General features: G+C 46.8%; 31 protein-coding genes and 1 pseudogene. 18 read left to right on the plus strand and 14 right to left on the minus strand.

What is annotated here, in order from left to right; translation table 11 throughout:
• Nucleotides 1-13: 13 nt before the first annotated feature.
• Both AR383_RS13315 and AR383_RS13320 read left to right on the plus strand, forming a co-directional pair.
• Nucleotides 14-1,285: an O-acetylhomoserine aminocarboxypropyltransferase/cysteine synthase family protein gene (locus AR383_RS13315; protein ID WP_055733576.1), complete on the plus strand. Its 1,272-nt coding sequence runs from the start codon at nt 14-16 to the stop codon at nt 1,283-1,285.
• Nucleotides 1,286-1,482: 197 nt separating this feature from the next.
• Entirely contained in the window at nt 1,483-2,184 is a 702-nt protein-coding gene (locus AR383_RS13320) for a substrate-binding periplasmic protein (protein WP_055733577.1), read from the plus strand.
• Here AR383_RS13320 and AR383_RS13325 read toward each other — a convergent pair.
• Genes AR383_RS13325 through AR383_RS13340 form a run of 4 tightly spaced genes read right to left on the minus strand, consistent with a single transcriptional unit; the run spans nt 2,168 to nt 6,909 of the window.
• Nucleotides 2,168-3,337, minus strand: coding sequence for an ABC transporter permease (locus AR383_RS13325; protein ID WP_055733578.1), 1,170 nt, complete (start codon nt 3,335-3,337; stop codon nt 2,168-2,170). The genes AR383_RS13320 and AR383_RS13325 overlap by 17 nt on opposite strands.
• Complete coding sequence (locus AR383_RS13330) at nt 3,334-4,515, minus strand: ABC transporter permease (RefSeq protein ID WP_055733579.1); 1,182 nt, start codon at nt 4,513-4,515, stop codon at nt 3,334-3,336. The genes AR383_RS13325 and AR383_RS13330 overlap by 4 nt, the downstream gene beginning before the upstream one ends.
• 6 nt (nt 4,516-4,521) lie before the next feature.
• Nucleotides 4,522-5,502, minus strand: coding sequence for an HlyD family secretion protein (locus tag AR383_RS13335; protein ID WP_055733580.1), 981 nt, complete (start codon nt 5,500-5,502; stop codon nt 4,522-4,524).
• A 9-nt stretch (nt 5,503-5,511) separates the two neighbouring features.
• A complete protein-coding gene (locus tag AR383_RS13340; RefSeq protein ID WP_229711147.1) occupies nt 5,512-6,909 on the minus strand; it encodes a TolC family protein in 1,398 nt (465 codons plus the stop codon).
• A gap of 390 nt (nt 6,910-7,299) precedes the next feature.
• Between AR383_RS13340 and AR383_RS13350 the strand changes: the two genes are divergently transcribed.
• The 6 genes from AR383_RS13350 to AR383_RS22475 all read left to right on the plus strand — a co-directional run bounded on the left by AR383_RS13350 (nt 7,300) and on the right by AR383_RS22475 (nt 10,309).
• Nucleotides 7,300-7,770 (plus strand): hypothetical protein, encoded by a 471-nt coding sequence (locus AR383_RS13350; RefSeq protein ID WP_055733582.1) that lies wholly within the window; start codon nt 7,300-7,302, stop codon nt 7,768-7,770.
• A gap of 420 nt (nt 7,771-8,190) precedes the next feature.
• Nucleotides 8,191-8,847: a Bax inhibitor-1 family protein gene (locus AR383_RS13355; RefSeq protein WP_055733583.1), complete on the plus strand. Its 657-nt coding sequence runs from the start codon at nt 8,191-8,193 to the stop codon at nt 8,845-8,847.
• A 74-nt stretch (nt 8,848-8,921) separates the two neighbouring features.
• Nucleotides 8,922-9,548, plus strand: a complete 627-nt coding sequence (locus AR383_RS13360) for a Yip1 family protein (RefSeq protein ID WP_055733584.1) — start codon at nt 8,922-8,924, stop codon at nt 9,546-9,548.
• Between the two features lie 108 nt (nt 9,549-9,656).
• The gene (locus tag AR383_RS22700; protein WP_157051741.1) at nt 9,657-9,800 is read left to right on the plus strand and encodes an RDD family protein; all 144 of its coding nucleotides are present in this window, start codon (nt 9,657-9,659) and stop codon (nt 9,798-9,800) included.
• An 18-nt stretch (nt 9,801-9,818) separates the two neighbouring features.
• Complete coding sequence (locus AR383_RS22705; protein ID WP_083481602.1) at nt 9,819-10,106, plus strand: RDD family protein; 288 nt, start codon at nt 9,819-9,821, stop codon at nt 10,104-10,106.
• Between the two features lie 71 nt (nt 10,107-10,177).
• Nucleotides 10,178-10,309 carry a hypothetical protein gene (locus AR383_RS22475; protein ID WP_257720924.1) on the plus strand — a complete coding sequence of 44 codons (132 nt, stop codon included), beginning with the start codon at nt 10,178-10,180 and terminating at the stop codon, nt 10,307-10,309.
• 297 nt (nt 10,310-10,606) lie between these two features.
• On the opposite strand, the gene AR383_RS13365 is transcribed toward AR383_RS22475, so the two are convergent.
• Complete coding sequence (locus AR383_RS13365) at nt 10,607-11,467, minus strand: YicC/YloC family endoribonuclease (protein ID WP_055733585.1); 861 nt, start codon at nt 11,465-11,467, stop codon at nt 10,607-10,609.
• Between the two features lie 127 nt (nt 11,468-11,594).
• Between AR383_RS13365 and rph the strand changes: the two genes are divergently transcribed.
• Complete coding sequence (gene rph / locus AR383_RS13370; protein WP_055733586.1) at nt 11,595-12,308, plus strand: ribonuclease PH; 714 nt, start codon at nt 11,595-11,597, stop codon at nt 12,306-12,308.
• Nucleotides 12,309-12,324: 16 nt separating this feature from the next.
• Nucleotides 12,325-12,969 carry an orotate phosphoribosyltransferase gene (pyrE, locus tag AR383_RS13375; RefSeq protein WP_055733587.1) on the plus strand — a complete coding sequence of 215 codons (645 nt, stop codon included), beginning with the start codon at nt 12,325-12,327 and terminating at the stop codon, nt 12,967-12,969.
• A 65-nt stretch (nt 12,970-13,034) separates the two neighbouring features.
• Here the strand turns inward: pyrE and AR383_RS13380 are convergent, their stop codons facing one another.
• Entirely contained in the window at nt 13,035-13,703 is a 669-nt protein-coding gene (locus tag AR383_RS13380) for a potassium channel family protein (RefSeq protein WP_055733588.1), read from the minus strand.
• Nucleotides 13,704-13,920: 217 nt separating this feature from the next.
• On the opposite strand from AR383_RS13380, the gene AR383_RS13385 reads away from it, so the two are divergent.
• Entirely contained in the window at nt 13,921-14,376 is a 456-nt protein-coding gene (locus AR383_RS13385) for a hypothetical protein (protein WP_055733589.1), read from the plus strand.
• 62 nt (nt 14,377-14,438) lie between these two features.
• Here AR383_RS13385 and mscS read toward each other — a convergent pair whose 3' ends face one another.
• The 4 genes from mscS to coaBC form a co-directional block, all read right to left on the minus strand.
• Nucleotides 14,439-15,269 carry a small-conductance mechanosensitive channel MscS gene (mscS, locus tag AR383_RS13390; RefSeq protein WP_055733590.1) on the minus strand — a complete coding sequence of 277 codons (831 nt, stop codon included), beginning with the start codon at nt 15,267-15,269 and terminating at the stop codon, nt 14,439-14,441.
• 137 nt (nt 15,270-15,406) lie between these two features.
• Nucleotides 15,407-16,000: a nucleoid occlusion factor SlmA gene (slmA, locus tag AR383_RS13395; protein WP_055733591.1), complete on the minus strand. Its 594-nt coding sequence runs from the start codon at nt 15,998-16,000 to the stop codon at nt 15,407-15,409.
• Between the two features lie 50 nt (nt 16,001-16,050).
• A complete protein-coding gene (gene dut / locus AR383_RS13400) occupies nt 16,051-16,506 on the minus strand; it encodes a dUTP diphosphatase (RefSeq protein ID WP_055733592.1) in 456 nt (151 codons plus the stop codon).
• A gap of 10 nt (nt 16,507-16,516) precedes the next feature.
• Nucleotides 16,517-17,722, minus strand: coding sequence for a bifunctional phosphopantothenoylcysteine decarboxylase/phosphopantothenate--cysteine ligase CoaBC (gene coaBC, locus AR383_RS13405; RefSeq protein WP_055733593.1), 1,206 nt, complete (start codon nt 17,720-17,722; stop codon nt 16,517-16,519).
• A gap of 128 nt (nt 17,723-17,850) precedes the next feature.
• Here coaBC and radC point away from each other — a divergent pair, with 128 nt between their 5' ends.
• The 5 genes from radC to mutM all read left to right on the plus strand — a co-directional run bounded on the left by radC (nt 17,851) and on the right by mutM (nt 20,484).
• Nucleotides 17,851-18,525, plus strand: a complete 675-nt coding sequence (radC, locus tag AR383_RS13410) for a RadC family protein (protein ID WP_055733594.1) — start codon at nt 17,851-17,853, stop codon at nt 18,523-18,525.
• 133 nt (nt 18,526-18,658) lie between these two features.
• Nucleotides 18,659-18,895 carry a 50S ribosomal protein L28 gene (rpmB, locus tag AR383_RS13415; RefSeq protein WP_055733595.1) on the plus strand — a complete coding sequence of 79 codons (237 nt, stop codon included), beginning with the start codon at nt 18,659-18,661 and terminating at the stop codon, nt 18,893-18,895.
• A 23-nt stretch (nt 18,896-18,918) separates the two neighbouring features.
• Nucleotides 18,919-19,074, plus strand: coding sequence for a 50S ribosomal protein L33 (gene rpmG, locus AR383_RS13420; RefSeq protein ID WP_373869468.1), 156 nt, complete (start codon nt 18,919-18,921; stop codon nt 19,072-19,074).
• Between the two features lie 139 nt (nt 19,075-19,213).
• On the plus strand, nt 19,214-19,672 hold the full coding sequence (locus AR383_RS13425; RefSeq protein ID WP_055733597.1) for a hypothetical protein: 459 nt from the start codon (nt 19,214-19,216) through the stop codon (nt 19,670-19,672).
• Nucleotides 19,672-20,484, plus strand: a complete 813-nt coding sequence (gene mutM, locus AR383_RS13430) for a bifunctional DNA-formamidopyrimidine glycosylase/DNA-(apurinic or apyrimidinic site) lyase (RefSeq protein ID WP_055733598.1) — start codon at nt 19,672-19,674, stop codon at nt 20,482-20,484. The genes AR383_RS13425 and mutM overlap by 1 nt, the downstream gene beginning before the upstream one ends.
• On the opposite strand, the gene coaD is transcribed toward mutM, so the two are convergent.
• Nucleotides 20,481-20,963: a pantetheine-phosphate adenylyltransferase gene (coaD, locus tag AR383_RS13435; protein ID WP_055733599.1), complete on the minus strand. Its 483-nt coding sequence runs from the start codon at nt 20,961-20,963 to the stop codon at nt 20,481-20,483. The two genes, mutM and coaD, sit on opposite strands and share 4 nt — an antisense overlap.
• A gap of 120 nt (nt 20,964-21,083) precedes the next feature.
• On the opposite strand from coaD, the gene AR383_RS13440 reads away from it, so the two are divergent.
• A complete protein-coding gene (locus AR383_RS13440; RefSeq protein ID WP_055733600.1) occupies nt 21,084-22,112 on the plus strand; it encodes a glycosyltransferase family 9 protein in 1,029 nt (342 codons plus the stop codon).
• A gap of 52 nt (nt 22,113-22,164) precedes the next feature.
• Here the strand turns inward: AR383_RS13440 and AR383_RS13445 are convergent, their stop codons facing one another.
• Complete coding sequence (locus tag AR383_RS13445; RefSeq protein WP_055733601.1) at nt 22,165-22,944, minus strand: glycosyltransferase family 2 protein; 780 nt, start codon at nt 22,942-22,944, stop codon at nt 22,165-22,167.
• Nucleotides 22,941-23,990, minus strand: a complete 1,050-nt coding sequence (locus AR383_RS13450; RefSeq protein WP_055733602.1) for a glycosyltransferase family 9 protein — start codon at nt 23,988-23,990, stop codon at nt 22,941-22,943. The genes AR383_RS13445 and AR383_RS13450 overlap by 4 nt, the downstream gene beginning before the upstream one ends.
• 89 nt (nt 23,991-24,079) lie before the next feature.
• Here AR383_RS13450 and AR383_RS13455 point away from each other — a divergent pair, with 89 nt between their 5' ends.
• The gene (locus tag AR383_RS13455; protein ID WP_055733603.1) at nt 24,080-24,799 is read left to right on the plus strand and encodes a 3-deoxy-D-manno-octulosonic acid kinase; all 720 of its coding nucleotides are present in this window, start codon (nt 24,080-24,082) and stop codon (nt 24,797-24,799) included.
• Here the strand turns inward: AR383_RS13455 and waaA are convergent.
• Nucleotides 24,796-26,045: pseudogene (gene waaA / locus AR383_RS13460) on the minus strand (lipid IV(A) 3-deoxy-D-manno-octulosonic acid transferase). The gene AR383_RS13455 and the pseudogene waaA sit on opposite strands and share 4 nt — an antisense overlap.
• Nucleotides 26,046-26,057 lie beyond the last annotated feature (12 nt).

Consider the following 26,057-nt stretch of genomic DNA (forward strand, 5'->3'; position numbering starts at 1 on the left):
AGCGAGAAATATCATGAAATTAGAGTCTTTAGCCCTTCACCATGGTTATGAATCGGAAGCTACCACTAAAGCGGCCGCGGTGCCGATTTATCAAACTACCTCTTACACTTTTGATGATACGCAGCACGGGGCAGACTTATTTGACTTGAAGGTGCCGGGTAATATTTATACCCGCATTATGAACCCCACCACCGACGTATTAGAGCAACGGGTTGCGGCGATGGAAGGCGGCATTGCCGGTTTAGCTTTAGCTTCGGGGATGGCGGCGATTACTTACGCGATTCAATGTATATGTGAAGTGGGCACTAACATTGTCAGCACCAGCCAGTTATATGGCGGTACTTATAATCTATTTGCTCATAGCTTTCCCAAGCAGGGCATTGAAGTGCGGATGGTGTCAGCAGACGATTACGCCGGCTTTGAAGCAGCCATTGACGAAAATACTCGGGCCATCTTTTGTGAGTCAATTGGTAACCCGGCAGGGAACGTAGTGGACTTGGTTAAATTGGCCGAGATTGCCCACAAGCACGGTATTCCATTAATGGTAGACAATACCGTGGCCACGCCGTTTTTATGTCGTCCTATCGATTTGGGTGCCGACATCGTTATCCACTCACTCACTAAGTACATTGGTGGGCATGGCACCTCGATTGGCGGGATTATTGTTGATTCAGGTAAGTTTGACTGGGTAGCAAATAAAGAGCGCTTTAAGATCTTAAATGAACCGGATCCTTCTTATCATGGTGTGGTATATACCGAAGCCTTAGGGCCTGCGGCTTATATTGGCCGTTGTCGCGTAGTGCCGCTACGCAATACCGGTGCCGCGATCTCTCCTTATAATGCCTTCCAAATTTTACAAGGCTTGGAAACCTTGGGGTTACGTATGGAGCGCCATTGTGAGAACGCCGAAAAACTGGCCGAATACTTACAACAACATCCTAAGGTGGCGTGGGTTAACTACGCTGCGCTGAGTGCTAGCCCTTATCATCAGGTATGTCAGAAGATCGCTGGCGGCAAGGCCTCGGGCATTTTGAGTTTTGGCATTCAAGGCGGCAAAGAAGCAGGCGGCCGCTTCATTGATGCCCTAGAGATGATTTTACGCTTGGTTAATATTGGTGATGCTAAGTCCTTAGCCTGTCACCCTGCGACTACTACTCATCGTCAGTTAAACGATGAAGAGCTAGCCAAAGCCGGGGTGAGTGCCGATTTAATTCGTATCTCAGTGGGTATTGAAAACATTGACGACATCATTGCCGATGTAGCGCAAGCTCTAGAGAAAGCTTAGTTTTATCCGTATAAAACGTTGCTAGCGTGATTATCCGCTTTGTATAAATAACAGTATGGGGGCCTAATAACTTTAGGCCCCTTTGTTGTTTATTTGACTATTGACTAAAGAATAATTACTCATCGATAAAATTCTTTAACATTTCAGCTACACTAAAAAAGTTTAGGCTTTACTGTTATCTGAGGAAGCATTCTGACATGCGATGGTTTTGGGTATTGCTAGGGTTGTTGGCTCAGGGCGTTTATGCCGAGCAGAGTTTGCGCATCTCTACCGTTGAAGGCATTGTGGCGGCTCCCCATATCAGCGAATTTGTGCGTGCGGCCTACCAAAAAATTGGTTATCAAATTGAGATACTGCCTATGCCGGCGAAGCGCTCTTTGTATCAGGCGCGAGAGAGTGAAAGCATCGATGGCGAACTGGCTAGAACGGTTGGTGCTGCAGGTTACTTACCTAAGCATATTCTGATTCCCGTTCCGGTTGCCTATTTGAAGGTGGCAGCTTTTGTTAACAATACAGAGCTCTCGATTCACAGTTGGTCTGATTTAAAAGACTATAAGGTAGCAGCCGTACGGGGCCACTTAGCTTCGGAAAAGCGCTTAGCTGAGCATCAAGCGGCTAATTTCTTAAACGATGCCGAACAAGCCTTAACCATGTTGGAGCGTGGTCGAGCCGATGTGGCAATTCTACCTTTAGGGGTAGGCTTATATTGGATTAAAAAAAATCGTCACCGCGAACTGACGATTCCACCCACGGTGATAGAAGAAATTCCCATGTATCACTTTTTGCACTCGCGCCATCAGGACTTAGTTGACCCCTTAAGCCAGGCCATGGCGGAGTTAAGGGAGCAAGCTCAACCCAAGCCATTGAAGCACGCTGATGATATTAGTATTGCCGAGTGAATTCGCCCTGACGGTTAGCGGCATGCTTTTGCCAATAAAGTAGACTCAAGGCCAAATTGAAATAGGCTGCCGCTTGTAGCCATAAGTGAGTAAAGTGCTGACTAACTTCATTAAACGAGGCGGCCATTTGGTTCATTTTCAACATGCCTAATACCATGGGTTTAGCCGGTACCAGGTCAGAGAGAATGTTGATTAATGGCGGTACGCTGTCTAAAGGCCAAATAAAACCGCAGGAAAACACAATCGGCAAAGAGCTTAATAAGCCCACCGCGGTGGCGTAATCACGGTGAGGCAGTAAACAAGCAATGCATTGTCCTAGGCAAACTGTGGCAATTAAAAACGGCAATAGCAGTTTAAATATATCGATGAGCTTAGCCCAGTGATGTACCCCTAGGGCATCAAAGGTAAAACCAAAATAGAAACAAGACATTACCCAATAAATGGCCACAAATAGCAGGCAGCGCACAGCCAACACTTTCACTATTGGCGCATAATTTAAGACATTGGCTTGGCTAGAGCCCCGTTTGGGTGAGGCGTGTAGGCCTAAAGCAATCAATAAAGTTTGGTGCAAAATAATCACAAACACCGCAGGTACTACGTAATCAAGGTATCCTTGGTTGGCATTAAATACTGCTTCGGCTTGTAGCTGAACCGGGGAATGCAGTTTGCTGGCTAGCTCCAATGGCACGCCTTGTAGTAGCATCTGGCTCACCTTTACTTGGGCGGCAAGCGTACCAGAGGTGCTGGCTAAGCCTTGTACGATGGTGCCGTAAACCAGAAAGTAAGAAGCATCACCGGCATAAGACAAGGTAGGAGAGCGGCCCAATAGTAGGTCACGATAAAAGTGTTTAGGCACCACCAAAAAACCACTAATTTTTCGTTCAATTAACTGTTGCTGCGCCTGTTCGATGGTGGCCACTTGGGCGACCACTTCAACTAAAGGGCTAGCATCCACCATTCTAAGTAGCTGCCGACTCAACTGGCTGCCGTCGTGATTGATCACCACAATCGACTGTTGTAAGGGCGTTTGTAGACGATAGGGCTGAGGATAGAGAAAGGCGTAAAATAGCAAACCGCCAATCACCGTGACCAATAGTGAACGGTTGTTGATGATTCTGCGCCACTCTAGCGGTAGCAAGGGCAAAGTTCTCATGCTAATGGCTCCGCATTAAGTGGAAGACTAAAGCGCCGTTTCACTAAGTAAGCCGCTAATAAAAAGCCGGAACTAAAGAGTAGCAAAATACTTAACTGCGGTAGGGCTTGGCTAACATGGGCGCCATAGTTAGCCTGACTGACTTGCAACTCGATATATTGAGTTATCGGAATTAACTGGCGCCAAAACTGGGCAAACTGGGGCATGTCGGTAACCGGAAAGGAGATTCCCATGAAGGCAAAGCTGGGAGCGGTAAGCGCACCCGCAAAACTGAGTGCCCGCGACATATCTTGAAATAGCAACATGAAAACTAAACAAATGGTCTGAGTGGCCATGATGCACAGCAGCATGCCCAGTAACAATATGCTCCACGAACCGCGCATTGGCCAGTCAAAGACATGGAACATTAAGGTGCACAACAGGATGCCTTGTAGCCATAAGAGGGCGCCAAAAAATAACAGTTTAACGCTAATTTTACTCAGCGCTTGTTGGCCGAGCCAGCTGTTGTAGCGCTGATCTTTAAGCTCTGCACCCAAGGCAAATATGGTGACAACCACAATCAATACCTGCCAGAAGGCAGGTAAAGCCGCCGACACAATAAACTGGGCATAGTTACTATTGCCATTGTACAAGGCGCTAATTTGGTTGCGAATAGGCACTGCTGCACTCATTGCTTGCAGCATTTGGGTATTGCCCGCGCTAAGCTTTTTGGCTACCTCTATTTTGGCGTTGAAGGTGCCGTGGGCCTGTTGCAGGGCCGAATTGATTTGCTTACCTAAAACCATGAACTGGCTGTTGTAGTAAGCGGCGACTTTGGGCGGGCGGGCTAACTTAACCTGTTTTTCTAAGCCTTCGGGAATAATTACCAAGGCCGAGACATCGGCCCTGCGCAGCATGCTTCGCGCTGTTATTTCATTCGTTACACTAATCACCTTAAGGCTAGGGCTGGCGTCGTAGTGTTGCTGTAGTGTTCTAGATATTTGGCTGTGGTCAAGGTCGACTACCGCAATTGGCAGCTCGCGGGTTAAGCCAGCAGAAAAAATCCACCATACCAGTAAAAACACCACCATGGGTAGCCAAGTCAGCAAGCTGAGCAACCAGCGATCTCGACATAACAGTTGCCACTGTTGCGCCAATAGCTGTTGCACGCTGAGGGCTTGCGTTGAGGCTGGTCTCATGGCTTATTACTCAAGCTCTATAATGGCGCTCATGCCCACGCGCAGCTGTTCAATTTGCTGCAGTGGCCGGGCTTCAATTTCAAAGGTGCGTAGATCAAAGCCAGTGCGGCTATCGGTGGCGCGCCATGTAGCAAAATCACCCATCACCGATACATGAGACACTTCAAACTTAAAGCTCTGGTTGTCTAATGCCGGTAAGCGAGCCATAAACTGATGGCCTTTTTGAAACTGACTGAGTTGGTCTTCACGCACATGTAATACTAACCAAGCGTCTTGCATATCGATGATCGATACCACCGGAAAGCCAGTAGGGGCCAATTCACCGCTTTGCAATAACAGCTGGCTTACCTCACCGGCATGCCAGCTGGTGACTTCGGTATCGCTGGTAAAGGCTTCAACTTCGGCCACAACGCCAGCGGCGGCTCTCACTTGTTCTTGAGCGGCTTTTTTGGTTTCATCACGCGCCCCTTCTTGCGCCAGTTGGTACATTTGCGAGGCGGCATTTTCGGTGTAACGTGCGGCTTGCCATTGGGTGTAGGCTTCGTCACGTTGCTGTTCGGCCACTACGCCATCTTGGTAGAGATTGTTAACCCGTTGATAGGTTTTTTCGGCTAGTTGGGCGGCGGCTTGGGCTTTTTGCCATTGATCTTTGGCGGCGGCGACTTCTTGAGAGCGCGCACCGTTTTCTGCCTGTTCTGCCATGGCCGAGGCGGCTTGTTGCCCAGCCTTAGCTTGTTCTAACTTGGCTTCTAACTCGGGACTAGTAATGGTAAAAATGAGTTGGCCGGGTTCAACCTGCTGGCCTTTCTTCACTAATACTTGGTCAATTCGGCCTGCCACCTTAGACGAAATATTGTATTGCTGGGCTTCAATTTGCCCTTGCAATAGCTGAGGTTTGGGTTGGTAGGCTTGCCAAAATGAATAGCCTACCCAAGCAACAATGATAGCCAGCGGCACCAGAGGAAGAATTGCAGATGATTTACGCATAAGTAAGCCCTAGTTGAAGCGATAATATTGTGAAAAGTTAGCCATTTCGCCGCTGAGTGCGGTGAGCTTTGCCAGCGCCAATACATGATGATAGGCGGCGGCTTGGCGCTGGGTTTTAACACTGGCCAGATACATTTCGGCATCCACTACATCTACAGAGGTGGCCAAGCCCTGATTAAAGGCCTTCAGGCGGATCCGCAGGTTCTCTTCGGCCAAGGCCAAGGATGATTCAAGCCCTTGGTATTCCTCTAGGGCAAGCTCTGCTTCGCGATAGGTTTTTTCTACTAACAAACCTAGATCGCGTTCTGCCTGAGCACGTACATAGCTGATTTGCCGAACTGTGCTGTGAGCGGCGTTGACCTTATCGGCACGCCCCGAGTTGTCGATAAGTGGTATAGATACGCCTACTCCCACCATCCAGTCGGGTGCATATTGAGCCGCTAAGCTGTCGCCTTCGTATAGCTGGTAGTTACCAAACATAAACACTTCCGGCATGTAGCTGCCTTTCTCAATGGTGACCAGTTTTTTGGCTTGTTCGGTTTTGCTGTCGAGGATCGCCAGTCCAGGGTAACTATTAAGAGTGCGGCTCATAAATTGTTCTAGCTCGGGAATGGCCGACTCGGTAAATAAGTTGGTACTAGGCTCAACCGTTTGCTGGCTATGTAAAAGGTCTTTTAAAGCCAGTTGGGCAATTTGATAGTTACGTAGGGCTTTTTGCGTATCCACCTTGGCTTTGTCATAAGAGGCGTCGGCTTGTAAGCGCTCAACGTAGGCAATTTGCCCTTGTTGCTCTAGTTTTAAGGCGTTGCTTTGATGTTTTCTTAAGCCGTCTTCAACCTCTTGATAGGTTTCTGCCACCTGGGCGGCCAATACCACACCAAAGTAAATGCGAGCTAAGTCTTCAAACTTAGCTTGCTGCTGCATGGCCAGTACCTTACCCGCTTCTATGTGTTGCTCGCGCGCAATGTCGATAGCTGCGCCGCGCCGTCCGCCGGTGTATAACGGCCAAATGGCGCGAATCGAGCTGGTGGTAATATCTTGGTCGGTAAAGTTAGTAACCGTGGGTAACTGCAATAGCGGCGCTAAGATTTGTCCTAGGGCTGGATCTAAGCCGCTTAAATCTAGTGAGGCGAGCGGTTCTAAGTCTTTTAAATCTAAAGAAACTGGTTTTTCTAGGCGGGTATAGTTGCCGGTTAAGTCAATCTTGGGGTAGTAAAGTGCTTTGGCGGCGTCGCGTAGCGCTTCACTGCGTTCTACACTGGCCTTGTTGGCGGCTAAGCTATCGTTGTTTGCTAATAACTCTTGCCATGCTTGTTCAAAGCTCATGGCGTAGGTTTGACCGACTAGAGCGAGCTGCAATACTCCGAAGAATAAACTTGAATATATCGCGGTAAGCAGTTTTTTCACTTAACATAGTCCTTATGATTTAGAGTAATTACTCTACATTAACTCGCCTTGTTGATACAAGTTTTACTCTGCGCTCAACAGTCTCATTTGACGTATTTTTAGTCAATTAAGTTTAGGCCTAATAAGGCCAGATTAAGGGTTTATCAAACCGAAGGTGGCACAATTAATCAGTAAGGTTAAAGCATTGTTTACTTGTTTGTGAATTATCACTCCCGCAAGAAGTTTACAGCGCTGGCTATACTTAAGGCGAGCCATTCTCGGACGCTCACCTATTTTTATTGAGAAACCCAAGTGGATATAATTAACTTTTTTGTTAATAATGTTTAGACTTAAGAGTGAGGACATGATGTTTTAGCGCCTTGCTTAATCTTTTAAAACATAAGGATATGTATGAAGCTTAATTATTTATGGTCCTTAGCTTTAACAACGGCTTTACTGTCTTGGGCGAGCAATGTTAACGCCTCGATAAATCAAGCTGATTTATATGGCAGTTGGCATTGTAAAACTTCACTTGAAGAGAATGGCGTGAAGATATTTGTAGATATGGACGCCAATTATATTCGTAATGGTAAGTCAAATGGCTTTGGTTTCTTTGTTATCCGCTTTCCTGACGGACTCGAAGTTAAGTATTCGGTTACGGGAAGCGGTGTTTGGCAGCTAAAAAATGGCTATCTCATTGAAACGAGTGAGGAGATTAAGGTGGTTAACCTTAGTCATCCTGGATTAGACAAAATACTGGATATGGAGAGCTTATTTCCGCAAAACGTCAGTGAATCATCTAAAGTTCTACAGCTAAATAAATCCTTTTTGAAAGTGAAATCCGAAACGAACGGAACAGTAATTGGCTGTAAGCGCAGTTAAGTGCTTAATAACGATAGCTCTTTCTGGTTAGGTAGTTTTACTAGAAAGCGCTGTTTCCCCAGCTAAATCACTTATTGCCCCTATTTGCGCAAACAAGCGCCGCGAAGCACTCTAATGCTGGCTTTTGGCAAAAGTAAATTTCACGAATACATCATAAATTTTAGATAAGTTGCTGGTGTAATTAGATATTTATTTGATAAATTTGTTTTTAACTTTATTTGAAGGCAGTGCTGCGTAGCTAAAGCGTAGCCTTGATGAATAAACGACTAGGCCGAATCGACGCTATTCTTCTGCCTTCCTCCTCAGTTAGCAGGTGCTTTGGTTGGAATCATCCAGCATCGCGCTAAGGGCGTAATCCTGTGGCCAAGCGACTTGGTACTTAAAGTAATAGATTATTGGTTAATTAGTAAGGAAATAAACATGGAAGTAGGTGTTTTTGATAGAACGGAAACTAGCGATAAAATCATCAGTGGCAGTATGTATAACATAGTGATTGGGGCAACGCTGCTGTGGGGCTTTGCGCTTAATTGGTTAATGGTGAAGAACATTCCCGCCGAAGCCATTCGCTCGGTAAGTCCCTTGGTGTTTTTTGCTGGCTATTTCGCCTCATGTTTCTTCGGTATTTATTTGTTTCGCAAATCAGATAATCCGCTGGTGAGCTTCATTGGTTACAACTTCATCGTAGTGCCCTTTGGCTTAATCATTAACGTGGTGGTAAGCCAATATAACCCAGAGATTGTATTAGAAGCGGTAAGAGTGACCGGCATGGTGACCTTTGTGATGATGTTGTTGGGCTCGATGTATCCCGCCTTTTTCCAACGCATTATTGGTGGCCTGTTCATTGCCTTGCTGTGTGTGATAGTGGTGGAGTTGATAGAAATCTTCATCTTTAAAACTCATCACGGGGTGCTCGATTGGGCGGTGGCACTGATTTTTTGTGGTTACATCGGTTACGACTGGGCGCGCGCCAATGCCATTCCCAAAACCTATGATAATGCGATAGACAGTGCCGCTGCTCTGTATATGGACATCATCAACCTATTCCTGCGTATTTTGCGCATTCTGGGCAGAAAGTAATTAACGTTAATGGATGAGCCGCGGCCAAGCTGAGGCAAAGCTAAGCTGTCGCGACAGATTGTTAAGGAAGACAAATGCATCAAGAACAACAACTCAACCCTTGGTTTTCTATGTGGACCAAACCTCGCGCGACTATACAACAAATTATCGACAATAACCCTCAGCATCTGGTGCTGCTATTGGCGGCTGTTTCTGGGTTTGCTGAATTATTAGAACAAGCCCGTGTAAAGAGCTTGGGAGATAGACTTGAATGGCCTTACATTGTGGTTGCTACAGCAGTGCTTGGGCCAATCACCGGAATCATTAGTTTGTATCTTGGTGGCGCTTTGATCCGTTGGGTAGGCTCTTGGCTGGGCGGTGAAGCCTCTGCTCAAGAGATCCGCGCCGCCATTGCTTGGGCTAGCGTGCTTACAATTTGGGGTTTGCTACTTTGGCTGCCAGAGTTGGCCTTATTTGGCCAAGACCTATTTACCACCGCCACACCGAAAATTGATGCCAGCTTATCTTTAGGTTTTGCGTTATTAGGCTTTTCCCTAGTAGAAATCATTCTTGGATTATGGGCCTTGGTGGTGCTTTTAAAATGTTTGGGGCAAGTACAGGGTTTTTCTGTGTGGAAGGCCTTAGCCAATCTAGTACTGGCTTTTTTGGTTATTATGGTGCCAATTATGTTGCTGGTGTTTGCCTTTATCGCTTTGGTTTAGCGAAGCTAATTGTGTTGATTAGCTTTTTCGCTTTAACACTTGGGATTTAGTTAGAGGTTTGCCACATCGAGCAGGGAACGACTTTAAAGCTTTTTTGAAGGGATATAGATGACAGAAGAAATACAACAAAAATGGATAGCTAACTTTTGGAAAAGGATAGCTGCATATTTGATTGATGGCCTTGTTCTGGGCGCGGTTGGTTTCTTAGTGGGCATAAGCTTTGAAGGTACGTTGATACAAATGGGGGGCTGAGGGCGCTTCGTTGGCTTTGTGCTTGCTCTAATTTATTTCGGCATTATGAATAGCACGCTGTGCAATGGACAAACAATAGGCAAGAAAATATTACGCTTAAGAGTGGTTGACGGTGATAACAATTCCATCTCGCTGAGTAAGTCCTTTGTTCGTTACTTGATATTGGGCTCCCCGGTGTTTTTGAATGGCGTGCGTTTCTCTAACGATACTTCTCTAGCATTTTGGCTGTATCCGCTTTCTTTGATTGTTTTTGGTGGCTTACTTTCCATTATTTATTTGTACATATTTAATCGAGCATCTCGGTAATCTCTCCATGATCTTGTTGTGGGTTCTTACGTTGTTAATAAAAATGTGGAAGAGCAAGAGCTTGATAAAATTTGGAAACCGCATTTAGCCGTAGTGGCAGTTTTTTTATTGCGGCAGCCATGCTACCCGCGATTATTAGCAACGTAGTATTGAATGAGTCTGTTAAAGAAAGTTTGGTGGCGGCTCAAGCTGAGCTATCATAAAGCTTGGCAGTAGTCGATTTTTGGTGTTACATAAGCTTAGAATCAAAACCTCGTAACATCACGGTTGTTGCTTTTAGGGTGGCGTTTGGGTGCTCCCTTAAGCAAAGATTGGATCTGCTTAGCTGTAATCGTTGACATGAAATCCCCTTTGCCCATCATTCTTGTTGTGAAGCGGTAATGTTGCCCACCACAAATATCGCAACTTATGAGAACAAATGCAAACGAATGAGAAAGAAGAAAGCATCCTAACTGGATGCTTTATAAGTTATTTTTATTAATTGAAAACAAATGTGAACATTATTCGATGTTTTGGATCTGCTCTCTCATTTGCTCAATTAATACCTTAAGCTCCACTGCGGCTTGAGTGATCTCGGCGTTAATTGATTTTGAGGCGAGGGTGTTGGCTTCGCGGTTGAACTCTTGCATCATGAAGTCGAGGCGTCGGCCACAGGCGCCGCCTTTTTTCAGAATTTTACGCGTTTCGCTAACGTGAGAGTCGAGGCGGTCTAGCTCTTCGGCTACGTCTATTTTTTGCGCTACCATAATCATTTCTTGCTCGATGCGCTGCGGGTCGAGTTCTTCGATTACATCGGCTAAACGGCTGGTTAAGCGCTCGCGTTGCCATTCCATTACCGCGGGCATTTGCTCACGCACAAAGGCCACTTGTTCGGTAATTTTATCTAAACGGCTGGTAATCATGGTGGCGGTGTTGGCGCCTTCGCTGGCGCGGCTGTCGATGAACGCGTTAAGGGCTTCTTGCCATGCTGCGAGTAGCTCTTTGCTTAGGGCATCGGCGTCTTGCTCTGGGGTTTCCATCACGCCCGGCCAACGCAAAATGTCTACAGGGTTGATTTGTCCGCCAGCTTGCTGTTGTACCCACTCGGCATTTTTAATCAGCTGTTCAGCTAGGCTTTGATTGAGTTGTAGCTCGCCACGCTTGGCTTGGTCTGCCTCAAAACGTAGGCTGCATTCTACTTTTCCGCGTTGCAGGGCTTTGCGGATCTTCTCTCGCAGTACCGGCTCTAGGGCGCGAAACTGTTCTGGCATGCGCCAGTAGGTTTCTAAATAACGTTGGTTTACGCTGCGAATTTCCCATGTGGCACTGCCCCAATCGGCTTTGATTTGGTGGCGTGCGTAGCCTGTCATACTGTGGATCATAGTTGAATGCCCTTAATAAATTTGTTCGATTATAACGACTATTGTTGGCTTAGTCAGGCAGGGGCGTGACCAAGTGCGCTAAAAGCCTATATAATAGCCGCGAATTTTAAACTACAGGGTTATTACCATGCGTCCGAACGGAAGAGCCGAGCACCAAATGCGTCCAATTACTATCACTCGCCAATACACGGCCCATGCCGAAGGCTCGGTATTGATTGAATTTGGCAATACCAAAGTGTTGTGTAATGCGTCTGTAGAAGATGGGGTACCACGTTTCTTAAAAGGCAAAGGGCAAGGTTGGATTACCGCGGAATACGGTATGTTGCCTCGTTCAACTCATAGCCGCATGGGGCGTGAAGCCGCACGCGGTAAGCAAAGTGGCCGTACTCAAGAAATCCAACGCCTAATTGGCCGCTCTTTACGTGCAGCTGTAGACTTAGAAGCCCTAGGCGAATATACCATTGTGGTGGATTGTGATGTGATTCAGGCTGACGGCGGCACCCGCACTGCGGCTATTAGCGGGGCTTGTGTTGCCTTGCAAGATGCCATCTGGTGGATGATAGAACAGAAGAAACTGAAGGTTAGTCCACTTAAGCAGCTGATTGCCGCGGTATCGGTGGGGGTGGTTGATGGCACTGTAGTATGTGATCTTGAGTACACCGAAGACAGCGTAGCTGAAACCGATATGAACGTGGTGATGTGTGAAGATGGCAACATGATTGAGGTGCAAGGTACTGCCGAAGGCGCGCCGTTTAGTCACCAAGAACTATTAGACATGTTAGCTTTTGCCAAAGATGGCATTAGCCAAATTAACGCCGCCCAGCGTGAAGCCTTAGCTTAGTAAGTGAGAGAATAAGATGAAAGCCTATCAACGAGAGTTTATTGAGTTTGCTTTAGCCAAAGGGGTATTAAAGTTTGGCGAATTTACCCTAAAGTCTGGCCGAACTAGCCCTTACTTTTTTAACGCGGGTTTATTTAATACTGGCCGTGATTTAAATCGCTTGGGTAAATTTTACGCCGCAGCTTTGGAAGATGCGGGTATCGCTTACGACTTAGTGTTTGGCCCTGCTTATAAAGGGATCCCGATTGCTACTACCACTGTAGTGGCTTTGGATGAGCATTATGGCAAAGATGTACCCTACTGCTTTAACCGTAAAGAAGCGAAAGATCACGGCGAAGGCGGTAACTTGGTAGGCTCTGAGCTAGCTGGCCGAGTAATGTTGGTGGATGATGTGATTACCGCCGGTACCGCTATTCGTGAGTCGATGGACATTATCGAAGCGCATCAGGCGCAATTGGCTGGGGTATTAATTGCCTTAGATCGCCAAGAAAAAGGCAAAGGCGAGTTGTCGGCAATTCAGGAAGTGGAGCGAGATTATAAAGCTACGGTGATTTCCATCATTAAGTTAGCTGATTTAATTACTTACTTAGAAGAGCAAGGCAATAATCAACAGGCCTTGGCCGCAGTGAGCGCTTACCGTGAGCAATATGGCATTGCTTAAACTCTGTTAACGTTTCTTTAGGCGACCTTAGGGTCGCCTTTTTTATGGGCTCATGCTTGGCTTAACTAGCTATCGCGCTCCGACATCCGTGCGCCCACTAAGCTGGCGACTAAGATGGCCATGTAAAATACACCAAATACCGCCTCGGCAAAGCTGAAGAAGCGAGTGAGTGGATTGTTGGGGCTGATCTCGCCATAACCCAGCGTGGTTAAAGTGACAAAACTAAAATAGATGAAGTCGGTCATTTGCGAGCTCCAGTGTTCTTTGGGCACGCCGTTAAAAGCATCGTCAAACCAAACGTTTAGCATGGTATAGAGATGGGCCCAAGCGAGACCAAATAATAGGAAGATACAGATGGCACCAACAATCTTATTGCCGTCGATTTCTCCAGTAAATAAAACCTGTTTGAGTGCGGTCCAGGTGGTTAACAGCAAATAACACAGCACAATGCCGAGGTATAAACTGACTAGCCCCTTAGCTTCAAACCAAAAACTAAATAAAGCGAGTACGGTAGTGGTGAGTAAAAAGCCTATTCCGGCGGCAAACCAGAGTCGCTTGCCTTTAGCTTGCCAAACCCCAGCGGCGAGCACGATAACCATGGCTACTTGCAAATACTTAAAGCCGTCGCCTTGCCAAAACTGCTCTAAGCAAGCGGCTAAAAATATGTAGCCGATTAAGGCGATGGTCAAAAAATAGAAGTTATTTTTATCGCTCCAGCTTAATAACTTGCCCATATAGTAAACCTAATATCAATGATTTAGTGATTAATTTAGCAAATTAACTGAGGTATTGCAGAGTAAATCCTTATACTGAAAAGCTTGCTTGGGCTCGCAACTTGAAGGCTTAGCCTGTGTAGCGCTTGATGTAAATCAAGCCCCTGAGTTAAAAAACTAAAACAGATGAAAATCAGCTTCTAAACTATAAGTACCTTGGGCTAACCGGAGAGCGGCCATGCGCTTCAATCAGTTAAAATTGTTGCTTGAACACTTCGTGTCTTGTCGTAAAGCCATGCAAGCCATGTATCGTCGTTTAGAGTTAAATGCAGATTCTGAGCGAGTGCGAATGTTGTTGGCTTACCTGCAACATCAGGAAAAAGAAAATGCCGAGCATCTTGAAGATTTCATCAGCCAAGCCAAGCAGGAAGTATTAGACACTTGGACCGATATTCGCCTTGAGCAAGATTTACCGGCCAAAATAGCTAAAATAAGCCAACCCGCTAATATGAGCAGTGATGATGTAGCCAGCTTAGCATTGGAAACGAGTGAGCAGTCTTTGGCCTTACTGAGGGTGGCTAAAGATGAGTTGAGCATGTTGGGGGCGCGGCAATTTATTGGTAATTTGATTGAGCATCAAGAGAAGCGGCAACAGCAAATGGTGCATGCGACTCATCGCTTAGATGATATTTAAGCCTTGCATAGAACCGAAAAAGCACAGCCCGAGCTGTGCTTTTTACTATCAGGCGACTTAGCTTAGTCGGCTAACTTTTCTAAATGTACGTCCATTTGTGGGAATGGAATTTCAATGCCTGCTTCATCTAAGGCGTTTTTAATGTTTTCCATTAGGTCGAAACGCGCAGGCCAATAGTCGCCACTGTTAACCCAAGGGCGAACCACAAAGTTGACCGAGCTGTCGGCCAGTTCTAGTACCGCAACTGTGATGTCTGGGTCTTTTAGAACTCGGCTATCGGCTTCACATACAGCGCGCAATACTTGTTTGGTTTGGGCTAGGTCTGCTTTGTAGCTTACGCCTACTACCAAATCAATACGACGCGTAGCGTGAGTCGAGTAGTTAACGATGTTGCCACCTAATACCGCAGCATTGGGCACTACAATTTGTTTGTTATCTGGGGTTTTTAATACCGTAGTGAAAATTTGTACTGATGCGACCGAACCTGCGGTGCCAGCAATTTCAACGTAGTCGCCAGCTTTGAAGGGGCGAAAACCAATGATTAGTACACCGGCTGCAAAGTTAGACAGAGAGCCTTGTAAGGCCAAGCCAACGGCTAAACCGGCGGCACCGATAATGGCAACGAAGGACGCCGTTTGAATGCCAATGCGGGACATGGCGGCAATAATCACAAAGGCGATGATGGCGTACTTCACCATTGAGCCAACAAAGTGGCTGATGGTGCTATCCAGTTTGCGCGCATTCATCAGCTTTTCGATGCTGGCGGCCATAACGCGTGCCACAATCATCCCGACAAACAGGATAAGAATTGCGGCGGCAATGTTAATTGCGTATTGAATTAATAGATCTTGGTTGTTTTCAAACCAACTGGTGCCTTCAGAAAATACATCCATATGGGTAGCCCTGTGCTTAGATAAAGAAGCTACAAATTTAGCAGCTTTTTCGGATCTCACAAGTGTCTATTTATTTTACAGATAGTTACGTTGGCTTGGTGCGAAAATCGCCAGTAAGCACTGGCGTTTCGACTCATCTAACCTTGAATTAACTGTTGCTTTAAAAAGCCCCAATGAGTATCAAATTGAGCGGTGGGTTTGAGCTTAAATTCACTGCGCACATATTGGCTAATTCGCCCTTCTGAATAGGCCAATAATAAGGTAGCGAGGCTGCTTTCTTCGATTAAGAAACCTTGGCCTTCGCGCAGCCGACGTTCGCGTAGGATTTGCTTCAGTTGTACTTCTATTTTTTCAAATAGCACACTAACACGAGCACGTAAGCGTTCGTGCTCTCCCTGTAGCGCATCGCCAGTTAGAATGCGGCTTAAACCGGGGTTGCGCTCGGCGAAACCTAACAACAACATCAGAATGTGCTGAGTGCGATTCAAGGTGTCTTTTTGTTCTTCTTGAATCAGGTTAATGCGTGATAACAAGGTTTCTTCGATAAATTCAATTAAGCCTTCAAACATTCGGGCTTTGCTTGGAAAGTGTCGATACAGTGCGGCTTCCGATACGCCGACTTCTTTCGCTAGGCTGGCCGTGGTAATGCGTTGACCGTGGCTGGTTTCTAACATGCGTGCGAGTGCTTGCAGAATTTGTTCGCGGCGATTGCTTTTTGGTTTTCCCGCCATTGTTGTTCTTATCCTTTATTGGTCTATTAGCGTACTACTTGAATAACCGTTTATTGAGTACCGGAGTGGCCAAAGCCACCTTCGCCTCGCTGGCTAGCAGCAAAGTCTTCCACCACTTCAAAGCTGGCCTGTACCACCGGTACAAATACCAATTGGGCAATCCGTTCGCCCGGTTCAATGGTGAAATGACTGTGGCCCCTATTCCAGCAGGAAACCATTAACTGCCCTTGATAATCGGAGTCAATTAGACCCACTAAATTACCCAGTACAATGCCATGTTTATGGCCAAGGCCAGAACGAGGCAAAATGGTTGCAGCTAGAGAAGGGTCGGCAATATGAATCGCCAAGCCAGTTGGTATTAGTTCGGTTTGGCCGGGAGCTAATTCCAAGGGCTGATCGAGACAGGCGCGCAGGTCTAAGCCTGCTGAACCTGGCGTGGCGTATTCTGGCAACGGAAATGTAGTGCCAATTCTTTGGTCTAGTATTTTAAGTGCGATTTGTTTCATGTTTTTTTAATTATTGTGCAGCGTACTGCTTGGCAATTAATGCCAGTAATTGTTTTGCCAGTGCAGATTTATCAGCGAGGTCTAATTGCTGCTCTCCATCTGGCCAAAATACCTTTAAGGCATTTTGTTCACTATTAAAGCCTTGTTCTGGCTTTGATACATCATTGGCTGCAATCATGTCTAGATTTTTGCGAGCCATTTTCTGTTTGGCGTAGTGGTTAAGGTCTTGGGTTTCGGCAGCAAAACCTACAGTAAAAGGTTTATTGGGTAGCGCTGCCACACTCGCCACTACATCAGGGTTTTTTACCAATCGCAGCTGCATTTCGTCGCAGTCGTCGGTTTTTTTAATTTTGTGTTCGGCAATTTCGGCTACCCGGTAGTCGGCCACTGCGGCGCAGGCTATGAAGATGTCGCAGTCTTCCGCTTTAGCTAAGGCGGCTTGGTGCATGGCTTGGGCGGTAATCGTATCGATTTTTTTCACCCCTACGGGCGTGCTTAAGTTAACTGGGCCAGACAGTAGACAAACTTCTGCACCAAGTTGCTGGGCGGCAGCGGCCAGAGCATAACCCATTTTGCCAGAGCTATGATTGCTAATGTAGCGCACTGGATCAATCGCTTCACGGGTCGGCCCTGCGGTAATCACCACTTTAAGCCCCGCCAATATTGGCGCCTCTACTTGGAAGAAGGCTTGAATATTGGCTAGCAGTTCGGCGGGTTCTAACATTCGGCCTGGGCCCACATCACCACAGGCTTGTTCGCCCTGAGCTGGTCCCCAAATGGGCACTTGTCGCTGAGCCAGTAGCGCCAGATTGGCTTGGTTGGCCGCACTCAGGTACATTTGCATATTCATGGCTGGGGCAATCGCCACAGCTGCGCTGGTGGCTTGCAGTAGGGTGCTGACTAAGTCATCGGCAATGCCGTGGCTATATTTGGCAATCACATTGGCGGTAGCGGGTGCGACTACCACTAAATCTGGCCACTTGGCATAAGCGATGTGGCCCATAGCGCCTTCTTGCTCTGGGTCAACGACGTGTAGGCCCACTGCTTCGCCAGACACCGCCTGTAAGGTTAACGGAGTAATGAAGTGAGTAGCGTGTTGGGTCATCACCACGCGCACTTCTGCGCCTTGTTCCTTTAGTCGACGCACTAATTCAGGAGTTTTATAAGCTGCAATACCGCCGGAAATGGCCAGCAGGATTTTCTTTCCCGTTAACATATTGATACCGCTTTGATAATCACCATTTGATATCGGCTAGCCTATCACAAAACTTAAGATCTCCGCATACACAAGCACACAGTTTCGGCTACGCTTATCTTTATTGATTTCTATGTTATTAAAAGTTTATGGCAATTTGTGATTGGCCTGCTGAACAAAGACCTCGGGAAAAACTATTAAGCCAAGGGGCGAACAGCTTAAGTGATGCGGAATTATTGGCAATTTTTTTAAGAGTGGGTTGTGCCGGTTTAGACGCCGTTAGCTTGGCGCAGCATTTATTAAGTCAATTTGGCTCGTTACGCGCGGTATTGGCGGCCGACCAACAGCGTTTTTGTGCCGAACGCGGTTTGGGTAGTGCAAAATATGCACAATTACACGCCAGTATCGAAATGAGTCGCCGTTATTTATTGGCCGACATCAGTGAGAAAAGTGTTTTAGATAGTGCTGAATCGGCGAAAAACTACCTTTCTATGGAATTATCTCACCAACAACGCGAAGTATTTGCAATATTACTATTGGATAATCAGCATCGAGTGTTACAATTCGCGCCGCTATTTTTCGGAACGATTGATGCCGCCAGTGTTTATCCACGGGTGGTGGTACAGCGAGTATTAGAAAAAAATGCCGCTGCAGTAATATTTGCCCATAACCACCCCTCGGGAGTGGCTGAGCCAAGTTTGGCAGATAAGCAAATTACTACTAAGTTAATCAAGGCCTTAGCGCTGATTGATGTGCGAGTTTTAGATCATGTTGTGGTCGGCTGTGGGGAAACAGTTTCCTTTGCCGAGCGAGGTTGGATCTGATCTTTGTTCAATTTTTAGTTGATCTAGGGTTCTATTTCCTGTATAAAATGCGGCCTTTCTGTCGTCCCGGGCGACGGCCTAACGGGGCATGAACAGATGCTCGAGCAGAAGTATTTATTTGGAGAAGACTGACATGTCTAGAGTATGCCAAGTTACTGGTAAGAAACCAGCTGTTGGTAACAACGTATCGCACGCAAAAAACCGCACTCGTCGTCGTTTTTTGCCTAACCTTCAATCTCACCGTTTTTGGGTTGAGAGTGAAAAACGTTTTGTTAAATTACGTGTATCTACTAAAGGTATGCGCATCATCGACAAAAAAGGTATCGACGCTGTATTAGCTGAGATGCGTGGTCGTGGTGAGAAGGTATAAGGAACTAAAAAATGGCTAAAGGTATTCGCGAAAAGATTCGTTTGAACTCATCAGCTGGCACTGGTCACTTCTACACCACTGATAAGAACAAACGTAACATGCCTGAAAAAATGGAGATCAAAAAGTTTGATCCCGTTGTTCGTAAGCACGTTATCTACAAAGAAGGTAAAATCAAATAGATTTTGGCTTTAAGTAACATAATAAGCTCAGCCTAGGCTGGGCTTTTTTTTGTTCTTTTTTCGGGCTTTGGCGATTTTGCTGGGCTTTACTCGGCAAAGAGTTCCCGCTTATGATGAGCGTTGATAAAGGAGGATCTCGATGAAAATGAGCCGCAGAGGCTGGAACAACATCATTATATTTGCTGTTGCCTCGATGATTTTAATCTTTAAATACGTAGAGCTACATAAGCAGGAAGCGGGACCCGAGCCAACGCTCTCGGGTCAGCTATTGCCGCAGGGGGCAACGGTGCTGCGTTTGGAGCTACCCGAACTAGTGATTGAGCGAGTGGGAACCGAGTGGCGCAGTGAGCCGCCAATAGAGCGTCCTGTGGCGGTGATTGATGCGTGGTTGCATATCAGTTTAAAACCTTGGCAGAATGCCATTGGTGGGGCCGCCACTAGCGATACGGTGATGGTTTATTTAGCCAACTCCGCGGCGCCCATAGAATTAAGCCTATTTAGTTTGGGTGAGCAACACTGGATTAATAGTTGGCAAGGTCAGTTATTGCAAGTGGATGCAGACAGTTATCAGGCTCTATTTCCCGAGGTGTCACAATAATGCCAGAGTTACCCGAGGTAGAAACCAGTCGCCGCGGCATTGAGCCTTACCTGCAACAGCAGCAAATTGTTGAGATAGTGGTGCGTCAGCCTAAATTACGCTGGCCGGTGCCGGAGTTGATTCAAAGCTGCGTCGGTTTACCGGTATTGTCGGTGAGTCGCCGTGCTAAGTATTTGTTGCTGGAAACTGAAGCCGGGCACATCATTATTCACTTAGGTATGTCGGGCAGTTTGCGAATTGTCCAACAAGGCGAGCCAGCCGCTAAGCATGACCATGTAGATATTGTATTGGCTAACACTAAAGTATTGCGACTGAATGACCCACGCCGTTTTGGTTGTGTATTATTTAGCCAATTGCCCGTTGAGCAGCACCCGCTGCTGGCCAGTTTAGGCCCAGAGCCGCTGAGTGAAGCCTTCACTAGTGACTATTTACAAGCGCAAGCCGCTAAACGCAGTATTGCCATTAAACAATTCATTATGGATAACAAGGTAGTAGTGGGGGTGGGAAATATCTACGCCAATGAGGCCCTGTTTAGGACTGGGATTCACCCTAAGCGAGCGGCTAATAAGGTGAGCAAGGTACGCTTAGTGGAATTAACTGCTCATATTAAGCAAGTTTTGGCAGAAGCGATTAAGCAAGGCGGTACCAGTTTAAAAGATTTTACCAATGCCGAAGGGAAGCCGGGGTATTTTAAACAAACTCTGGCGGTGTATGGACGTGAGGGTGAGAGCTGTGACAACTGCGGAGAGTTAATTAAGGCATTACGCATTGGCCAGCGTAATACCTTTTACTGCCCGCACTGTCAGCGTTAAGCCTGATTCAGTTTAGCTGCTACTGCTTGGGCGACATGGGGTGCGACAAAGCGCTCAATGTCGCCGCCATGGCGGGCCACTTCTTTAATCAAACTCGAAGAGATAAATGACACACCCTCACCAGGAGTGAGAAAGACACTCTCCAAGTTAGGATCGAGCTGACGGTTCATATCGGCTAACTGCATTTCATACTCAAAATCAGAGCCGGTGCGCAGCCCCCGTAGCAATACGCTAGCGTTTTGTTGCTTGGCAAGGTCAACTAATAAGCCAGTAAAACCTATTACTTCGATATTAGTTTGTTGGATGCCTTGCTCTAATAAGGCGACCCGTTCGTTAAGACTAAACAGCGGTTGTTTGCTAGGACTGGCCGCAACGGCCACGATCACTGTGTCGAACATTTTGGCGGCACGTTGAATCAAATCGCTGTGGCCGTTGGTCACGGGGTCAAAGGTGCCAGGGTAAATAACCCGAGTTGTCATAAGTGTTTACCTAGTATGAGTTTAGGGTGAGTATAACCCGCACAAAGCTTAGGGGGAAAATTCTTGAGCCTGTGGTAAAGATTGGTCACAATGCGCAGGATTAATGATTAGGGTGGGAAAATGCGTAAACTATTGGTGGTAAGAAATGACAAAATTGGCGATTTCATGCTGGCTTGGCCCAGTTTCGCTTTGTTGAAACAATCGTTAGCCGATTGTGAAATTACAGCTTTAGTTCCCAGTTATACCGCTCCCTTAGCCGAGTTATGCCCGTGGATCGATAAGGTAATTGTGGATTGCGGCTCCAAAGCCGATGCTCATGCTCAGGCAAAGTTACTGGCCCAGGTTAAGCAGCAACAGTTTGACGCTTATTTGTGTTTATTTTCTAACATGCGTAATGCTTGGTTGGGTTTTCGCGCCGGTATTAAACAGCGTTGCGCACCGGCTACCAAACTGGCACAGTTGCTATTTAACCAGCGAGTTAAACAGCGACGTTCTCAATCACGTAAACCCGAGTCTGAATATAATTTAGACTTAACGCGGGCTTTTCTGGCTCAACATGGAGTGGCTAGAGTTGAGCCCAAGCCGCCGTATTTTCAATTTGCCGATGCGGTGCTCTCTACCCGCAAGGTAGAGGAGTTTGGTCAGTTTGCTGAGCATTTGCTGGTGATGGTGCATATCGGCAGTGGTGGTTCTGCCAATAACCTTAGCAGCGAGCAGTATTTTAGTTTGATCGACTGTTTAGCTAAGCTCAATCCTGCCTTACATTTTGTGATTACCGCAGGTCCTGGAGAACAGCTCGCCGCACAGGAGCTGGTTAATCTCTTAGACAAAGAAGAGATCCCAAATCAATTATATTTTTCCGAGAAAGGCTTGAAGACCTTTTGTGAAGTATTGGCTTGCGCCGATCTATTTATTGCTGGCTCGACTGGGCCCTTACACATTGCTGGTGCGCTGGATGTGCCTACCGTGGGCTTTTTCCCCAGTCGTCGTAGTGCCACCCCTTTGCGCTGGCGGCCGTTAAATAGCGAAGGCCGGCATATTGCTTTTTCACCTCCGGCTGGCGAATTAACTCAAGAAGATATGAGTTTAATTAATGTGAGTGATTGTGCTGTTAAAGTTAATAATTGGTGGAAAAAACTAGCGCGCTAGGCAATAGCTCAAGCAGCGCTTGTTAGTTAACTTAATAAGCATCGATAGCGTTTTACTTCTGGTAGTGTTTGTCTTGCTGCCTAGCCCACAGGTCAGCGTATTTTACGAAAGTAGAGTGCGCCGATAACAGGGCGATTAACAAGCCCTGTTTGCCATCAAGAAAGCCGCGTTTTAGTAAATACATTTTACAAAAACAGCCCAGTGCGTGTAGTACCCCTTGGCCTAGTGTAGCGCGTTTGCCTTTGGCCTCACGCTGATCGGCCCACGCCTTGGCGTAACCGGCAGACTTGACGAGATAGTGTTCAATATTGCGGTAGGAGTAGTGGAGTATATCTCCATCTAGCTCAGCCACTTGGCAAGTCTCGGGAATCACGACTGATTCGTGCACTAAATTATCGTTATAAGTGGTGAGCTCACGTGGATAGAGCCGAATATGACGATAATACCAACCTGAATGCTTTAAAAAGCGACCAAATACCCAAGTCAGTTCGTTCAGATTAAAAACGGTATTGCTGGGAGGGTTGAGTAACATGTTTTGAATATTCTGTTTAAGTTGCTCATCGATCCTTTCATCGGCATCTATCGCTAAAATCCAGTCGCCGGTGGCATAACTTTGCGCTAGTTGCTTTTGTTTGCCAAAGCCTGGCCAATCCTGATTGACGTATACATCTTGGGTATATTGTTTGGCTAGCTCTAGCGTGCCGTCGGTGCTGCCTGAATCTACAACGACAATTTGGTCAACCCAAGTAAGGCTTTCTAAGCAATCCTTCAGGCTGTCTTGTTCATTTTTGGTAATAATAATGGCGCTAATGGTGGCTCTATTTGCACTCATAGTTGCTGCTCTTTTTTAATGGTTTCAAACATCGCAATTACCGCATCCAATGTTATTTTTTGCATTGCCTGAGGATCTTTAACCCGGCTGCGCCAACTCAATTGCTCGGCTGGTTTGCCTTGCTCTTGTTCGATTAAGGATTGCCAAACACTCACCACATAATCACGGTAGTGATAGGGACCGGTGCGCTGTGGATTGTGATGGGCATATAAACCTAATACTGGAGTATTGACCGCTACTGCCATGTGTGCCGGGCCAGTATCGGGAGAAATTAATAAATCAGCTTGGCTAATTAACGCCCACAATTGGGCTAAGCTGGTTTTGCCACAGAGGTTATTGAGCTTACCATCACAAGCTGCATTTAGCTGCTCAGACAAGGCCATTTCTTGAGCTGCTGGGCTACCGATCAGACTGACTTGATAACCTTGGCTTAAGGCATATTGAGCAATCCCAGCATAGCCCTCTAGGGTCCAGTTTTTATAAGCTTTACTGGCGGCAGGGCAGATTAAAACTTGTTTACCTGGGGCTGCAAAGTATTGGCTGGCAGCCGCTTGATCGCCTTGGCTTAGATTTATTTTCCAGCTAGGGGCTTGAGTTTTAATGCCCATTTGCGCCACAAATTGTAAAAATCCATCCAATACGTGGGCTGAATTAGCCTTGGTTATTTTCTCGTTGCTAAACAGCCATTGGCCGTCTTTAGCGCGCTCACGGTCAAAGCCGATACGGCGCTTGGCTTTGATGCAGCAACTGACCATACTGGCTCGCAGCGCAGCCTGCATGTGCCAAAGCACATCGAAGTGTTGCCCAGCTAGTTGGCGTTTCAATGCCAGTAAACCTTTTAAACCGCTGCGTTTGTCATAGGTGATCAGCTTTAGCCTAGGAGCTAAAGCCAAGAGTTGGGCCTCTGCTTTGCCGCAGATCCATGTAATTTCAGCTTCTGGGTAGGCGCTTTGTAGTTGCTGCACCGCAGCTAAGGCATTACAAACATCTCCAATCGCAGATAAGCGTAAGATGCAAATTTTTAGGGCTGGTTGTGTGCTGGTCATGTTGGCAAAAGTGGCGAATTCTCTTAAGTATTATGCTTTTTGCTGCTTGCGTTGTAAAATTGTGCCGATTAATTTCACAAGCGAACACGATGCAGATAGAAAAACAGCAAACACCAGACGGTTGGCTATTTTATAACCCCACTGTGTGGCAAGAGGTAAACGATGCTTATTTTGAGCCTCGGCACTGGCAACAAAATCGCGCAGTGGTTGGGCAAGCAATGGGACGGGGCAAGACCCTGTTTTTTCGTTTTGAGCACCGAGAATGTGTATTACGCCATTATCACCGTGGTGGCTTAGTGTCCAAAATGAGTAATGACCGCTATTTCTATTCTGGCTTACAGCGAAGTCGTGTGTGGCGAGAGTTCTCCTTGTTAATTAAGCTGCGAGAATTAGCCTTGCCTGCGCCTTTGGCGATTGCCGGTAGGTTGAAGCGCAAAGGTTTCAGTTTTCAAGCTGACTTAATCACCGAGCGGATCCATGGTGCACGAGATCTAGCCAATTTATTGAGTGAGCGACGCTTGCCTTTAACGGTGTGGCAAAACATAGGTGAGACCATCGCAGCCTTTCATAAAGCTGGGGTATATCACGCCGATTTAAATCTGCGTAATGTGATGCTCGATGAGCAACGCAAAGTATGGCTGATTGATTTTGATAGTGGCCGTTTATGCCGACCGCGCAAAAAGTGGCAGCAGGCCAATCTTGCGCGTTTATACCGTTCTTTAGAAAAAGAGCAGGCTAAGCCCGGTTATTGTCATTGGTTGGAATCTGATTGGCAGCACTTAGTGGCAGCCTATAAGCAAGCACTTTAATCCAGTAGTGCTTTTAAGCTAGCGTCAATTGCGCCTTGGTTTTGTTTCACTATCGCTAAGCCTGCTTGTCCCGCTTGAGTGCGCTGTAGAGGGTCGCTTAGCCAAACTTTCAGCCAATTAGCCAGTTGTTCGGTGTCGGCACTCAGTTTTAAGGCACCGCGAGCCTGCAGTTGCTGGCTAATATCGCTAAAGTTAAAGTCATATTCACCGGCTACGCAGGGTAAGCCCATGGCCGCAGCTTCTAAGTAATTATGTCCACCTACCTTAACTAACGAGCCGCCAATAAAGGCCACGTCGGCACAGCCATACATCAGCATCATTTCACCCATTGTATCTGCTAGATAGACAGACTGCTGGGAATCGGGCGTTTGCTGTTGGCTTCTTCGCGAAAAGGCAATGTTCTGCTGTTTGAGCAGTTCGGCGACTTGATCGAAGCGCTCGGGGTGGCGAGGAACCAAAATTAATAAGCTATCGGGCAGCTGTTTACGTACCAGCTGCATGACTTCAAGTACAAGTTCATCCTCCCCTTTATGGGTGCTGGCGGCTATCCAGACCGGGCGCTCGGAAAATAATTGTGGACGTAATATTGCGGCCTGTTGTTGGGTTTGTGAAGGGTCGGCTAAATCGTACTTGATGGAACCTGTGACCACCAGTTTGGCCGCATCTACGCCTAAGTGATGAAAGCGTTGGGCGTCGTCTTGATGTTGCGCTAGCACCAAATCGAGCTTGCTGTACAAGCGCTTGCTAAAGTTAGCAAAACGTTGATAACGATGGCAGGAACGTTCTGACATACGCGCGTTGATTAGGCTTACTGGAATGTTATGGCGTTGACACAGCGTCAGCCAATTCGGCCATAACTCGGTTTCCATAATCCATAGGCGCTGCGGTTGCTGCCAGCGTAAAAACCAAGCGATACAGGGCCAAAGATCGAAGGGCGCATAACGGTGTTCTACCCAATCCCCTAGCTTTTGCTGAGCTTGCTCGGCACCGGTAGCGGTGGTGGTAGTGAGTAAGATTCGCAGCTGGGGTTGCTGCTGTTTAAGCCTTTTTATTAAGGGGCGGCGGCTAATACCTCGCCTACCGATACAGTATGAAACCAGATATCAGCTTTAGCCCATTTAGGGCTAATACCAAAATGCTCAAGCCAGCGACGCCCCACAGCGGGTTTGCCTGGCTTGGGCCAATACAGCTTATACATGGCTAGCGGTAACAGGAATATCAGTAAAATATTGTAAATAACTAACATCTGTTGCTTTAC

Source organism: Agarivorans gilvus, from assembly GCF_001420915.1.
Classification (GTDB): domain Bacteria; phylum Pseudomonadota; class Gammaproteobacteria; order Enterobacterales; family Celerinatantimonadaceae; genus Agarivorans; species Agarivorans gilvus.